Consider the following 13,371-nt stretch of genomic DNA (forward strand, 5'->3'; position numbering starts at 1 on the left):
GCGGGCGCGGCGGCCGGGCCGGAGCGGCGAGCGGGTCAGTAGGTGACGCCGACGTGGGCCAGGGCCTGCTTGAGGAGGACGCCGTGGCCGCCGGGCATCTCGCTCTGGACGGCGGGGGAGGCGGCCTCCTGGGGGGTGAACCAGACCAGGTCGAGGGCGTCCTGGCGGGGCCGGCAGTCGCCGCTGACGGGGACGATGTAGGCGAGCGACACCGCGTGCTGGCGGGGGTCGTGGAACGGGGTGATGCCCGCGGTCGGGAAGTACTCCGCGACCGTGAAGGGCTGGAGCGCGGCCGGCACGCGGGGCAGGGCCACCGGGCCCAGGTCCTTCTCCAGGTGGCGCAGCAGGGCGTCCCGGACGCGCTCGTGGTGCATGACGCGCCCGGAGACGAGGGTGCGGTTGATCGTTCCGTCGGCGCCGATGCGGAGCAGAAGTCCGATGCTCGTGACTTCGCCGCTGTCGTCCACCCGCACGGGAATCGCGTCGACGTACAGGATCGGCATCCGGGCGCGGGCCGTGTCCAGCTCGTCCGAGGTCATCCAGCCGGGCGTGGTCTCAGTCATGTCAGACATCGCCTGATCATACTTTCCGCCACGGCCGCTCCGCCGCGATTCCGGCATCCGCCGTTCGAGTGGGTCTCCCGGGGCACCGGACGGAGGCCGGCGCCCCGGGAGCCATGGACTGCGGGTCGTGGGTCGTGAGTTCTGGACCGCAGGGCGGATCGTGGGTCGGTCTACTTCACCGAACCCGCCATCACCCCCCGTACGAAGTGCTTCTGGAAGGCGAAGAAGACCACCAGGGGGACGGCCAGGGAGAGGAACGCGCCGGGGGCGAGCACGCCGATGTTGCTGCCGAACTGCCGCATCTGCGACTGGAGCGCCACCGTCAGCGGCTGGGACTCCCCGTCGGCGAAGAGCAGCGCCACCAGCATGTCGTTCCACACCCAGAGGAACTGGAAGATCGCCAGACTCGCGAGCGCCGGTCTCCCCAGGGGCAGCACGAGCCGCCGGAAGATCCGCCACTCGCCGCCCCCGTCGAGCCGTGCCGCCTCCAGCATCTCGCGGGGGATCTCGGCGAAGAAGTTCCGCAGCAGGAAGACCCCGAACGGCAGCCCGTACGCCACGTGGAAGAGGACGACCCCGGCGACCGTCCCGAAGAGCCCGACGGCGCCGAAGAGCTTCGCCACCGGCAGCAGCCCGATCTGCACCGGGACCACCAGCAGTCCGACCACCACCAGGAAGAGGGCGTCGCGGCCGGGGAACTCCAGCCAGGCGAAGGCGTATCCGGCGAGCGCCGCCAGTCCGACGACGAGGACGGTGGTGGGCACCGAGATCAGGACCGTGTTCCAGAAGGCCTGGACGAGCCCCGAGTCCGCGAGCAGCGCGCGGTAGTTGTCGAAGGACAGCTGGGACGGTTCGAGGAGCGCGGTCCACCAGCCGTCCGAGGCGTTGTCCCGTTCCGAGCGCAGGGAGGAGAGCAGCAGCCCGGCCATCGGGGTGATCCAGACGAGGGCGACCAGCAGGAGCAGGGTCCGCACCGCCGTGCCGCCGAGCCACCGGGTGACGCGCGCGGGCCCGTTCACGATCCACCGCCCTTCCGGAAGCGCCGGATGTTGAAGACCATCGCCGGGACGACGAGCGCCAGCAGCAGCACGCTGAGGGCGCTGCCGAGCCCCTGGTCGTTGCCGCCGCCGAAGGAGACCAGCCACATCCGGGTGGCCAGCACGTTCGCCTCCTCCTGCACCGGGCCGGGGGCGATGACGTACACGAGGTCGAAGACCTTCATCACGTTGATGACCAGGGTCACGAAGACGACGGTGAGGACGGGGGCGAGCAGCGGGACCGTGATCCGGCGGAAGACCTGCCGCTCGTTCGCGCCGTCGACGCGGGCCGCCTCCAGGACGTCCCGGGGGAGGGCCGCGAGCCCCGCCCCGATCAGCACCATGGAGAAGCCGGTCCACACCCACAGGTAGGCGCCGATGATCGCCGGGGTGACGAGGGCCGGTCCGAGCCAGTCGACCCCGCCGTACCCGGCGGCGAAGTTGGCGGCGGGCACCCGCAGCCGGTACGTGCCGTCGCCGAGCCCGTCGAGCCGGAAGGTGCCGTCGGCGGCCGTCCGGGCGGACGCCACCACCCGGCCGTCGCCGACCGCCTCGACCGTCATCCCGGGCAGTCCCTTCTCCTGCCGGTCCACCACTCCCGGCCGGCCGCCCGTCCCGGGCGTGAAGTCCAGGTAGACGGTCCCGGCCAGCCCGTCCGGTGCCGGGGCCGGGGTCCGCGCCGGTTCCGGGCCGCCCGGTACGGCCCCGGGGGCCACGCCCACGAAGGGCAGGGCGGCGACGGAGCCGGGCCGGAGCTCGCCGGACAGGTAGCCGTCGGCCGGTCCGCCGGTCAGGCCCTCGCCCTCCCGGGCGCGGGCGGTCGGATAGGGGGCCGGCGCGTCGAAGGCGTCGTGGACGCCGACCACGACCGCGTTGAGGACGCCCCGGTCGGGGTCCTGCTCGTAGGTCAGCCGGAAGACGATGCCCGCGGCGAGGAAGGACACGGCCATCGGCAGGAACAGCACCAGCTTGAACGCGGTGGCCCAGCGGATCCTCTCGGTGAGGACGGCGAGGACCAGCCCGAGGCCGGTGAGCAGGGCGGGGGCGACGACCACCCAGATCGCGCTGTTGCGCAGGGCCTTCAGGGTGGCCGGGTCCCGGACCATCTCCACGTAGTTGTCCGCGCCGACGAACCGGTCGCCGCCCGCGTCGAAGAGGCTGCGGCCGACGGAGAAGACGACCGGGTAGGCGACGAGGGCGCCGAGGAGCAGGAGGGCGGGCAGGGCGAAGGCGGCGCCGAGGAGCCGCTTCCTGCGCAGGGCGCGCCGCCGCGGGTCCGCCGCGGCGCGCGTCGTCGGGTGCCGGTCCATGGCGGGCCGGCCTCAGTTCCCGTACGCCTTGGCCGCCGCGGCCTCCAGGGCGGCCGCGGTCCGCTCCGGGTCCGAGGGGTCGCGCAGGAAGTCCTGGAGGAGCTTCCACTCGCCGGCGCCCTTGGTGCCGCCGAAGGCGGCGGGAGCCTGGTCGGACATGTCGAAGCGGACCGAGTCGCCGGCGGCGACGAGCGAGGCGGCGGTGGCGCGGGCGGTGTCGTCCGCGTACGCCTCCGGCTTCACGTCCTTGTTGGGGGAGAGGAAGCCGCCGGCGCCGGCCCACACCGCCGCGGCCTCCGGGGTGGCCAGGAACTCCAGGAGCCTCATGCCCGCCTCGGCGTTCTTCGCGTCCTTGAGGACGACGGCGGCGTCGCCGCCGCTGACCACGGGCGCCTTCCCCGCGCCGACCGGCGGGAAGGCGAAGAACGCGGCGTCCTCGCCGGGCTTCCTGCCGAACTCGTCCCGGGCGACGCCACCGACGAAGTCGCCCTCGTAGACCAGGGCGGCCTCGGGTTCGGGCCCGAAGACCTTCTCGACGGAGCCGGGGAAGTCGGTGCGCAGCGCCTCGGCGGCGCCGCCGGCCACCAGCCGCTCGTCCTCGAACACCTCGGCGAGGGTGGTGAGCGCGGTGACGACGCTGGGGTCGGTCCACTTCAGCTCGTGGCGGGCGAGCAGGTCGTACTTCTCCGGTCCGGCCTGCGACAGGTAGACGTTCTCGAACCAGTCGGTGAGGGTCCAGCCGTCCTCTCCGGCGACGGCGAAGGCGGGCAGGCCGGAGTCGGCGAGCGTCCGGCCCGCGGCGAGGAGCTCGTCCCAGGTCTTCGGCTCGGTGACCCCGGCCCGTTCGAGCGCGTCGGGGGCGTACCAGACGGTCGACTTGTGGGCGGCCTTGAAGTAGAGGCCGTAGAAGGTGCCGTCGACCGTGCCGTACTCCTTCCACACCGGCGCCAGGTTGCCGCCGGCGGTCGCGGCGGCCCGTTCGGAGAGCGGCGCGAGCCAGCCGGCCCCGGCGAACTGCCGGAGCACGCCGACCTGGGGGACGAGCACCACGTCGGGGGCGTTGCCGCCCTCGATCTTGCTGCCGACGAAGGTGGAGACGTTGTCCCCGGAGGGGACGAAGACGGTCTTGGCGCCGGTCTTCGCGCCGAACGCGTCGAGGACCTTCTTGAAGTTCGTCTGCTCGCCGCCGGTCCACACGCCGGCGACGGTGACGGTGGTGCCGCTCAGCTCGCCGCCGGATCCGGGGGCGGCCGGATCGTCCCCGCAGCCGGTGGCGGTGAGGGCGAGGGCCGCGGCGAGCGCGCCGGCGGCCCGGAGGGTGGTGAGGGAGGGTCGTCGCATGGTCGTCCTTCCATCGCTTCGATGCATTCATGTTAAGTAGCGATGGCGAAGGCATGTCAACGGTCGCGTCTCAACCTGCTTGAGAACAAGCCTTCTTGGGCATGCATATGGAGGACGTCGAAACCCCTCTACCTAACGGGTAGGTAGAGGGGTCGGAGACGGAAGGGAGGGCCGTGACCTCAGGGACCGGCGGGACCCGGCGCCCCGCGCCCCGCGTGCGGGATCGCCGCCAGCTCCCGGGTCAGCCGCAGCACGCCCTCCTCCGGCGAGGTCCGCAGCGCGAGCACGTCCTGCGCCACCGCCTGCACCGCCAGGCTCACCTGGTCGTACCGCGCGCTCTTCGGCCGCGGCACCGCCGCCAGCACGCTCTCCCGCAGGATCGGCAGGTACGGATGGGCCGCCACCAGCTCCGGATCCGCGTACAGCGAGGCCCGCACCGGCGGCAGGGAACCCCGCGTCAGCACCTGGCGCTGCACCCGCTCGCTCGTCAGGTACGCCAGGAAGTCGGCGGCCGTCGCGGGATGCCGCGACCGGGCCGACACCGCCAGGTTGGAACCGCCCAGCACGCTCCTGCCCGGCCCGTACGGCCCCGGCAGCGGCGCCGCCTCGAAGCGGCCCGCCACCCTCGACCCCGCCCGTCCCGCGTCCGCGTACACGTACGGCCAGTTCCGCAGGAACAGCAGCCGCCCCTCCTCGAAGGCCGCCCGGGACTCCTCCTCCGTGAACCGCAGCGCCTCCGCCGGGATCCACCCCTCCCGCACCCCGCCCGCGAGGAACGCCAGGGCCGCCCGCGCGGCGTCCGAGTCCACCCCGACCCGCGCGCCCTCCTCGCTCAGCACCGCGCCGCCCGCCGACGCGATCGCCTCCGTGACGTTCACCGTCAGCCCCTCGTACGGCAGGAACTGGCCCGCGTACCCCGCGAGGCCGTGCCGCGGCGCCAGCGTCCGCGCGAGGCGCGCCAGCTCCGCCCAGGTGCGCGGCGCCCGCTCGCCCGCCGCGTCCAGCACGTCCTTGCGGTAGTACAGCAACCCCGCGTTGGTCACGTACGGCACCGCGTACAGCCGGCCCCGGAACGTCGCCGTCCCCACCACCGGCGGCAGGAAGGCCCCCAGGTCGAACCGCTCCGGCTCCAGGGGGGCGATCAGACCCGCCGCCGCGAACTCCGGCGTCCACGCCACGTCGATGTTCAGCACGTCGAAGCGGCGGCTCCCGGAGCGCAGCTCGCTCAGCATCTGCGCCCGCGTCTCGTCCGCCGAGTCCGGCAGCTCCACCAGCGCCACCGGCTCCGCCGGCCGCTCCGCGTTCCACTCCGCCACCAGCGGCGCCAGGTAGTCGGTGAGGTCCCCCGCCGTCACGAAGGTCAGCGCCCCGCGCCCCCCGGCCGGGCCCGCACCCGGCTCCGGCGCGCCCCCGGCGCACCCCGCGAGCAGCACCGCCACCACCAGCACGCCCCTGCCCACGGACCGTACCCACCCCATGCGTTCCTCCCGGACGTGGTGCCGAACGCGACGGTCCATCGTGGCAGACGCACCGAGGGCCCCATCGGCGATACTGGTCCGGCGGACCCGGCGACCGCCGGTCCACCGGCCCCCGGGCCGCCACCACCGGGCCGGGAACGGCGCACGACACAGAAGGGGGAGCGCGTGCGGCAGCAGCTGCTGGCACTCCTCACCCGGGGCCCCGCCCACGGCTACGAGCTCAAGCAGGGCCTTGAACAACTCCTCGGCTCCGCCTACCCTCAGCCCAACATCGGCCAGGTCTACGTGACCCTCGGCCGGCTGGAGAAGAGCGGACTCATCGAGGGCGAGGACGTCGAGCAGACGGGCCGCCCCAACAAGCGGATCTACCGCCTGACCGACGCCGGACGGGAGGCCGTCGCCGCGTGGTTCGAGGACACCGCCGACGAACCCCGGGTGCGCGACGGATTCTTCATGAAACTCGCCCTCGCCCCCCTCTCCGGACTCGCCGACCCGATCGCCCTGATCAACCGGCAGCGGCGGCAGCACCTCAACACCATGCGCAGCCTCTCCCGGCTCGCCGCGGGCGAGGACCGCGACAACAAGATCGCCCAACTCCTCATCGAGGGCGCCATGCTGCACCTCCAGGCCGACCTCGACTGGCTGGAGCGCTGTCAGGAGGAGCTCGAATGACCGGCGCCCGGCCACCCGCGGGGGCGATCGTGCACGCCGTGGGCCTGACCAAGACCCACCGAGGCGACCGCGCCCCCGTCCACGCCGTCCGCGGAGTCGACCTCACCGTCCGCGAGGGCGAGTTCGTCGCCGTCACCGGCCCCTCCGGCGCCGGCAAGTCCACCCTCCTCCACCTCGTCGGCGGCCTCGAACGCCTCGACGCGGGCAGCCTCTGGATCGGCGGCGAACGGGTCGACGGCCACGGCGAGGCCCGCTGGGCCGTGCTGCGCCGCCGCGGCGTCGGCATCGTCTTCCAGTTCTTCAACCTCGTCTCCCACCTCACCGTCGCCGACAACGTCGAGCTCCCCGCCCTCCTCGCCGGCGCCACCCCGCGGGCCGCCCGCGCGAGCCGCGCCGAGCTCCTCGCCGAACTCGGCCTCCGGGGAAGGGAGAACGCCCTGCCCGGCGCCCTCTCCGGCGGCGAACAGCAGCGCGTCGCCCTCGCCCGCGCCCTCGTCAACCGGCCCGCCCTGCTGCTCGCCGACGAACCCGCCGGCAGCCTCGACAGCAAGGGCACCCGAGACGTCCTGCGCCTCCTCGCCCGCTTCCACGCCCGGGGCCAGACCATCCTCATGGTCACCCACGACGCCCGGATGGCGAGCGCCGCCGACCGCGTCATCAGCTTCTTCGACGGCCGGATCGCCGACGACGCCACCCTCGGCGACCCCGCCGCCACCCGCCCGGGGGTGACCGGCGTACTCGACCTGGAGGACTGACCGCACCGGCAGGACGGAAGCACCGAGGAGGGGGAGGGCGACATGCGGGCGACCTGGCGATGGGCCCACTCCGACCTCCGCACCCACCGCGGCGAGGCCCTCTTCGCCGTCCTCGCCAGCGCCGGCGTCATCGCCTCCCTCCTGCTGGCCGCCGCCCTCCTCAGCTACGCGGTCAACCCCTGGCAGCGCGTCTTCAACCAGTCCCGGGGGAGCCACGTCTGGATCCACGGCCGCGACGGCGCGGACGGATTCGACCCGGCCGCCCTCGCGCCGCTCGCCGCCCTCGACGAGGTCGACGCCGTCGCCGGACCCTTCCGGACCGCCGACGCCGTCCTGGAGACCGGCGGCACCCGCGCCGGCGTCGACCTGCGCGCCACCGGCGCCCGCCCGCCCGACACCGCCCGCCCCCTCCTCACCGCGGGCCGCTGGCTCGCCCCCGGCGGCCCCGCCGACGGGATCGTCCTGGAGCACACCCTCGCCCGGACCCTGTGGGCCGAACCCGGCGAGACGGTCACCCTCAGCGTGACCGGCCGGCACGGCCCCGCCACCCGCACCCTGTACGTCACCGGCGTCGCCGAGACCGCCGAGCCGCGCTACCGGGCGGGGCGCGGCGACGGCGTCGGCTGGGTCCTCCCCGGCACCCTGGACCGGCTCGCCCCCGCCACCACCGGACAGACCGTCGGCCTCCGCCTGAAGGACCCCGCCGACACCGACTACGCCGTCCAGCGCGCCGTCACCGTCCTCGGTGCCGGACGGATCGACCAGATCACCACCTGGCAGCGGGCCAGGGCCGACATCGGCGGCGACGACCGGCTCCTCGGCCAGATCTTCGCCGCCTTCGGCCTCGCCGCCCTGCTCGCCGCGGCCGTCGCCGTCGCCGGCGCGGTCCGGGCCCGGATCAGGGGGCAGGCCGGCGACATCGCCGTCCTCAAGGCGATCGGCTTCACCCCCGGCCAGGTCGTCCGCGGCTTCCTCCTCCAGCACCTCGGCCTCGCCGTCGCCGGCGCGGGCCTCGGCACCGCCGCCACCCTGGCCCTCGGCCGGTGGATCCCCGGCCGCGTCGGCGCCGCCGCCGCCCTCTGGCCCCGCATGCCCGGACACCGTGCCGCCGTCGTCGGCGTCCCCCTCGCCGCGGTCCTCCTGATCGCCGCCGCCACCGCCCTCGCCGCCTGGCGCGCCGGCCGCGTCCCCCCGGTCCCCGCCGCCCGCTCGGCCCACCCGGCGGCCCGCCCGCTCTCCGCGCTCGGCCGCAGGGCCCTCGGGCTCCGGCTCTCCCCGGTCCTCGTCCTCGGCTGGCGCTCCGCCTTCACCGCGCCCGGCCGCGGCCGGGCGCTCGGTGCCACCGCCCGGCTCGCCCTCCCGCTCGCCCTGATCACCGTGGCCCTCGTCGCCTGGACCACACTCGGCCAGTTCCGCACCGACCCGGCCCGCGTGGGCCGGGCCGCCGCCCTCACCGTGCGCACCGAGACGCCGCCCGCCGCCGGCCTCGCCGCCCGCCTGGAGGCCGTCCCCGGCGTCGCCGACGCCGTCCCGGGCGTCGAGTCCACCGCCCTCGTCCCCGGCCAGACCGGCACGGTCACCCTGCGCGGCCTCGGCACCCGCGACGCCCCCTACCCCCACACCGTCGTCGAGGGCCGGGCCCCCACCGGTCCCGACGAGGCCGTCGCGGGCCAGGGCCTCCTGGACCTCCTCGGCGTACGGGTGGGGGAGTGGGTGCGGATGACGGTCGAGGGACGGCCGCAGATCCTGCACCTCGTCGGCCGCAGCGTCGAACCCGACCACGGCGGACGGGTCGCCTCCACCACCCTCGACACCCTCCGCGACGGCGACCCCGGCCTCCGCCCCGCCTTCCACGCCCTCGTCCTGCGCCCGGGCGCCGACCCCCGGCAGGTCGCCGCCGCCGTCGCGTCGGCCGTCCCGGACCCCGTCGAGGTCCGCGCCACCGCCGACCCGGCGAACGGGGAGGACGCCCCCCGGGGCGCCCTCGCGGCGCTCGTCGCGGTCCTGGCCCTCATCGCCCTCGTCCAACTGCTCACCCTGATCGGCACCGGGGTCCGCGACCGGGTCCGCGACCTCCTCGCCCTCCGCGCCATCGGCCTGACCCCCCGCCAGATCGGCGCCGTCGTCGTCACCGCCGCCGCGCTCACCGCCCTGGCCGCCGCGCTCCTGGGCACGGCCGTCGGCGCCGCCGTCGGCCGCCGCCTCGTCGACGCCGAGGCCGCCGCGACCGGCCTCGGCGCCGGCGTGGCCCGGCTCCCCGCCCCGGCCGTCCTCGCCGCCCTCGTCCTCGCCGTCACCGCCGCCGGCGCCCTCGCCGCCCTCGCCCCGGCGGTGCGGACGGCCCGCCGCCGCCTCGTGGACTCGGCGGGCGAGACGCTCTAGCCCGCACGTGGACGGGGCCAGGGACGGGGCCGGGGCCGGGGACGACGGGGACGGGCCCGCGCCGCCCAGGGGCGGGGGCGGCACGGGTCCGGACCGGGGCCCCGTCGGGGGCGGAGTGGAGTGGGGAGGGAAAGGGGAGGGGGCCGGATCCGGGGGCGCCCGGCCGGGAGCCGGACGGTCCGGGGCCGGGCCGGGACGCCCGGTCAGGGCCGCAGGATCAGCCGGATCGGGTCACCGGTCTTCTTCTCCAGGCGCTCCACCGCCTCGGCCGCCCGGGCGAGGGGCAGTTCGCCGCTGATGGATCCGGAGAAGTCCAGCCGGCCGCCCTGCACGAGGGAGAGCAGCTGCGGCAGCGCGACCGGCATGTCGGAGCCGTAGTGACCGAGGATCCGCTGCTGGAGGTAGCTGAAGCGGGTGCCGTCGGAGACGGTGAGCGGCTGGTCGGTGAGGCCCACCAGGACGAGGCGGCCCTTGGGCGCGAGGACCGAGAGCGCCTGCGCCCGGACGGCCGGCACCCCGGCGAAGTCGAAGGCGGCGGCGAGGCCCGCCCCGCCGGTGGCCGCGCCGATCCGCTCCCGCAGCCGCGGGTCCGCGGGATCGAGGGCCAGGTCCGCACCCCGGGCGAGGGCGCGCTCGCGGGCCGCCGGATGGGGGTCGACCGCGACGATCGGGCAGGCGCCGACGGCTCGCAGCAGCTGTACGGCGTGGACGCCGAGCCCGCCCGCGCCCCAGACGCCGACCGCCTCGGCGGGCTGGACGGCGCCGGTGACCGTGAGGGCGCCCCAGGGGGTGGAGACCGCGTCCGGGATGATCGCGCCCTGGTCGAAGGGGATCGCGTCCGGCAGCTCGGTGAGGGCGTCCTCGGCGGAGAGCGCGTACTCGGCCCAGCCGCCGTCGTAGTCCACGCCCCGGGTGTACGTGACGCCGTCCCGGACCTCGCCCGCGTACAGCACGACCCGCCGGCCGGGCGTCCAGCGGGTCACGCCGGGGCCCGTCTCCGCGATGGTGCCGGAGACCTCGTGGCCCAGGGTGACGGTGTCGCCGGCCAGTAGCAGCGGGGTGAGCGTGCCGTCGATCAGGTGGACGTCCGAGAGGCAGACGCCGGCGGCCTCCACCTTCACGAGCACCTGGCCGGGGCCGGGCGCGGGCTTCTCCACCTCCTCGATCCGCAGGGTGCGGCTGGGGACGTGCAGCCGGGCGGCGAGCATCTGCTCCATGACGTGACCTCCTTGACACGGGGGCGACCGGGCGCCGGACGGGCCTTAACGCAAGTCGCCTTGCGATGAACGGTACGTCCGGTGCGCGGCGTAAAGCAAGTGGACCTGCGTTAGGCTCGGGGCATGGCCCCCGACGACCAGCCCGCCCCGCCCCTGCGCCGCCGCGGCGCCCGCATGCGCTCCGCCGTGCTCGCCGCCACCGTGGACGTCCTGGCGGAGCACGGCCTCGCCGGCACCACCGTGGGTGCCGTGGCCCGGGCCGCCGGCGTCCACGAGACCTCCGTCTACCGGGGCTGGCGGACCCGCGAGAACCTCATCCTGGAGGCCCTCGCCGAACAGCTCGACGCCGCCGTGCCGCTCCCCGACACCGGGCGCGTCCGCGACGACCTCGTCACCTACTTCGGCGCCCTCGCCCGCCTCCTCGCGACCCCCCAGGGCGAGGCCCTCCTCCGCCTCAGCGCCGAACGCGACGACACCCTCCCCGACCACCGCCTCGCCTACTGGTCCGACCGCCTCGACCGGGGCGCCGTCATGGTCGCCCGGGCCGTCGAGCGAGGCGAACTCCCCCCGGACACCGACCCCGGCCTCGTCATCGAGGCCCTCGCCGGCCCCCTCTTCACCCGCGCCCTCATCAGCGGCGCCCCCCTCGACGCGACCCTCGCCCCCCGTCTGGTCGACCTCGTCCTCGGCGGTGCCTCCGCCCCGAAACCGGGCGCGTGACCGCCCGCCCCGCTGCTCCCCTGCTCCGACGGCCGCCCCGATGGCCGACCCGATCAACGCTCCGATCCGGGCGCCGACCGCGAGTCCGGCGGCCCGGGCGTCACCGGTCTGCCCGCCCGCGAACCCCTTCCGCGCGGCGGTGCGCCGGACGCCCCGAACCCGGACGAACTGTGACGATGGGTGGGTTCGTCCCGTTCCCGAGCGCAGGAGGAGACCCGTCATGTCCGGCCAGTTCGAGGCGACCGTCGACGTCGCCCGCCCCGTCGACGAGGTGTTCGCGTACCTCGCCGACGGGCGCAACGACCCCCGGTTCAGCCCCCGCGTGCTCGGGATCGAGCGCATCCCCGAGGGCCCGACCGCCGTCGGCACCGTCTTCCGCAGCACCGTCAAGGACGCCGGGATGAAGACCGCGCGCACCTTCCGCATCACCGCGTTCGAGCCGCCCCGGAGCCTGCGCTGGGCCGAGGAGTCGAAGAACCTCGTGACGGCGAGCCGGGGCGGCTACGACCTGGAGCCGCTCCCGGACGGCGGCACCCGCGTCCGGATCCACAACGTCCTGGAGGGGCACGGCATCGGCAAGCTCCTCGTCGGCCTCGCCCTCGCCGCGGCCCGCAAGGACGCCCCCGCCTTCGGGCGGCGCATCAAGGCCGCGATCGAAGCCTCCTGAGACGGGCGGACGCCGGGCCGTCACCCGGACGGCCCCGCGCGGCTCACCCCGCGCCGGCCTCCCCCGTACGGCCCCGCGCGTCCCCCGCACGGCCCTCGCCCCGCCCCGTACCGCCCTGCTCCGTACCGCCCCGGTCCTCCTCCGTCTCCGTGCGGGAGCGCCTCTCCTCCCGCAGCGCCGAGTGCACCGACCACACCACCGACACCAGGGGGACCGCCACCACCGCCCCGACGATGCCGGCCGCGATCGATCCCGCGACCACCGAGATCGCCACGACCAGCGGATGGAGCCGCACCGCCCAGCTCATCACCAGGGGGTGCAGGAGGTGCCCCTCGATCTGGCCGATGACGACGATCAGCGCCACCACCAGCCCCGCCACCAGCGGTCCCTTCGCCGCCAGGGCCACCACGGCCGCCACCGCCAGGGCGATCGGCGAACCGATCAGCGGGACGAACGCGGCGGCGAACTCCAGCAGCGCCAGCGGGACCGCGAGCGGTACGCCCAGCAGCCACAGGGCGACTCCCACGAGGAGCGCGTTCACGGCGGCGACGAGCACGATCCCGTGCGTGTACCCCGTGAACGTGCGCCACGCCGCCCGTCCGCCGGCCGAGACCCGGCCGCGCGCCGACGGCGGCAGCTGCTCCCGGAACCACGCCCATTGGCGGTCCCCCGAGTGGATGAAGAACACCGACGCGAAGAGCGCCAGGGCGAGGGTGGTCAGCACGGCCACCACGTGATGGGCGCCGCTCACGGCCTCACCGACCAGCGCGCTGCGGTGGCTCGACAGGAACTGGCCGATCCTGGCCTCCAGATCCGTCAGGGCCTCGGGGCGCAGGTGGAACGGCGGGGCCTCCAGCCACCGCTGGATGCGGCCGAGGCCGTCGCGGAACTCCCGCACCAGTGTGGTCCGTTCGCCGGCGACGGCTTCTCCGACCAGTGCGAGCACGCCCAGGACCAGCGCGATCCCGCCGAGCAGGGTGAGGGTCACCGCGACCCCGCGGGGCAGCCCGCGGGCCGCGATGTCCGCGACCGGCCGCAGCAGCGCGGTGACGACGAGACCGAGGAAGAGGGCCACCCCGATCTCGTGGAACCGGCCGAGCAGGGCGAACAGGGCGTACACGAGGAGGCCGACGACGAGGAGCCGCCACGCGTACGCGGCGACCGTGCGGAGGAAGGGGGCCACCGGAGGCGGCCCTGCTGACTGCGGCTGCATGGCCGACGGCTACCAC

The 13,371-nt window shown here is 75.6% G+C and carries 12 protein-coding genes; 5 read left to right on the forward strand and 7 right to left on the reverse strand.

What is annotated here, in order from left to right; all coding sequences use genetic code 11:
* Positions 1–35: 35 nt before the first annotated feature.
* The 5 genes from IE287_RS22365 to IE287_RS22385 all read right to left on the reverse strand — a co-directional run bounded on the left by IE287_RS22365 (position 36) and on the right by IE287_RS22385 (position 5,729).
* Complete coding sequence (locus tag IE287_RS22365) at positions 36–572, reverse strand: NUDIX hydrolase family protein (RefSeq protein WP_189850921.1); 537 nt, start codon at positions 570–572, stop codon at positions 36–38.
* A 161-nt stretch (positions 573–733) separates the two neighbouring features.
* On the reverse strand, positions 734–1,585 hold the full coding sequence (locus IE287_RS22370; protein WP_373307877.1) for a carbohydrate ABC transporter permease: 852 nt from the start codon (positions 1,583–1,585) through the stop codon (positions 734–736).
* Positions 1,579–2,910, reverse strand: a complete 1,332-nt coding sequence (locus IE287_RS22375) for an ABC transporter permease subunit (RefSeq protein ID WP_189850922.1) — start codon at positions 2,908–2,910, stop codon at positions 1,579–1,581. Before IE287_RS22375 ends, IE287_RS22370 begins: the two co-directional genes overlap by 7 nt.
* Positions 2,911–2,922: 12 nt before the next feature.
* Positions 2,923–4,251 carry an ABC transporter substrate-binding protein gene (locus IE287_RS22380; protein WP_189850923.1) on the reverse strand — a complete coding sequence of 443 codons (1,329 nt, stop codon included), beginning with the start codon at positions 4,249–4,251 and terminating at the stop codon, positions 2,923–2,925.
* Positions 4,252–4,430: 179 nt separating this feature from the next.
* Entirely contained in the window at positions 4,431–5,729 is a 1,299-nt protein-coding gene (locus IE287_RS22385) for an ABC transporter substrate-binding protein (RefSeq protein ID WP_189850924.1), read from the reverse strand.
* Between the two features lie 165 nt (positions 5,730–5,894).
* Here IE287_RS22385 and IE287_RS22390 point away from each other — a divergent pair, with 165 nt between their 5' ends.
* Genes IE287_RS22390 through IE287_RS22400 form a run of 3 tightly spaced genes read left to right on the forward strand, consistent with a single transcriptional unit; the run spans position 5,895 to position 9,538 of the window.
* Complete coding sequence (locus IE287_RS22390) at positions 5,895–6,401, forward strand: PadR family transcriptional regulator (RefSeq protein ID WP_189850925.1); 507 nt, start codon at positions 5,895–5,897, stop codon at positions 6,399–6,401.
* Positions 6,398–7,156 carry an ABC transporter ATP-binding protein gene (locus tag IE287_RS22395; RefSeq protein WP_189850926.1) on the forward strand — a complete coding sequence of 253 codons (759 nt, stop codon included), beginning with the start codon at positions 6,398–6,400 and terminating at the stop codon, positions 7,154–7,156. Before IE287_RS22390 ends, IE287_RS22395 begins: the two co-directional genes overlap by 4 nt.
* A 42-nt stretch (positions 7,157–7,198) precedes the next feature.
* Positions 7,199–9,538, forward strand: coding sequence for an FtsX-like permease family protein (locus IE287_RS22400; RefSeq protein WP_189850927.1), 2,340 nt, complete (start codon positions 7,199–7,201; stop codon positions 9,536–9,538).
* Positions 9,539–9,741: 203 nt separating this feature from the next.
* On the opposite strand, the gene IE287_RS22405 is transcribed toward IE287_RS22400, so the two are convergent.
* The gene (locus IE287_RS22405; protein WP_189850928.1) at positions 9,742–10,755 is read right to left on the reverse strand and encodes a zinc-binding dehydrogenase; all 1,014 of its coding nucleotides are present in this window, start codon (positions 10,753–10,755) and stop codon (positions 9,742–9,744) included.
* Positions 10,756–10,878: 123 nt separating this feature from the next.
* Between IE287_RS22405 and IE287_RS22410 the strand changes: the two genes are divergently transcribed.
* Complete coding sequence (locus IE287_RS22410; protein ID WP_229883642.1) at positions 10,879–11,475, forward strand: TetR/AcrR family transcriptional regulator; 597 nt, start codon at positions 10,879–10,881, stop codon at positions 11,473–11,475.
* Between the two features lie 220 nt (positions 11,476–11,695).
* Complete coding sequence (locus IE287_RS22415) at positions 11,696–12,142, forward strand: SRPBCC family protein (protein ID WP_189850929.1); 447 nt, start codon at positions 11,696–11,698, stop codon at positions 12,140–12,142.
* 43 nt (positions 12,143–12,185) lie between these two features.
* On the opposite strand, the gene IE287_RS22420 is transcribed toward IE287_RS22415, so the two are convergent.
* Positions 12,186–13,355: an AI-2E family transporter gene (locus IE287_RS22420; RefSeq protein ID WP_189850930.1), complete on the reverse strand. Its 1,170-nt coding sequence runs from the start codon at positions 13,353–13,355 to the stop codon at positions 12,186–12,188.
* Positions 13,356–13,371 lie beyond the last annotated feature (16 nt).

This window comes from Streptomyces omiyaensis, assembly GCF_014650895.1.
GTDB classification, from domain to species: domain Bacteria; phylum Actinomycetota; class Actinomycetes; order Streptomycetales; family Streptomycetaceae; genus Streptomyces; species Streptomyces omiyaensis.